1 protein-coding gene and 1 pseudogene (1 of these 2 cut by a window edge) are annotated in these 223 nt (G+C 35.0%); both read right to left on the bottom strand.

The window, feature by feature from the left end; translation table 11 throughout:
• Positions 1-193: pseudogene (locus V7056_RS19910) on the bottom strand (formate--tetrahydrofolate ligase); the annotation flags it as partial.
• Between the two features lie 7 nt (positions 194-200).
• A protein-coding gene (locus V7056_RS19905) for a formate--tetrahydrofolate ligase (RefSeq protein ID WP_499704125.1) crosses the window boundary here: on the bottom strand, positions 201-223 show its final stretch. It continues 1342 nt past the right edge of the window; 23 of the gene's 1365 nt are visible here — the last part of the coding sequence; its start codon lies off the right edge, out of view — the gene reads right to left on this strand; it ends in the stop codon at positions 201-203.

Here is a 223-nt window from a genome sequence, read left to right as displayed (position 1 = left end):
ATGCAGCAGGTTTTTTTGGTAGCCCTGGCATTGTTAATACATTTCCTGTTAAAGCAACAATAAAACCAGCTCCAATAGACGCTTTTAATTCTCTAACTTCTACCTTAAATCCAGATGGTCTTCCTATTGCTTGTGGTTGATCTGATAAGGAATATTGAGTCTTCGCCATACAAATTGGAAGATTTCCCCATCCATTTTCATTAAATTCTTGAATTTGTTTTTT

The organism is Bacillus sp. JJ664, assembly GCF_036962205.1.
Lineage (GTDB): Bacteria > Bacillota > Bacilli > Bacillales > Bacillaceae_G > Gottfriedia.
The sequence above is the reverse complement of the archived record's forward strand: the minus strand, read 5'-3'. Positions and strand labels throughout refer to the sequence as shown.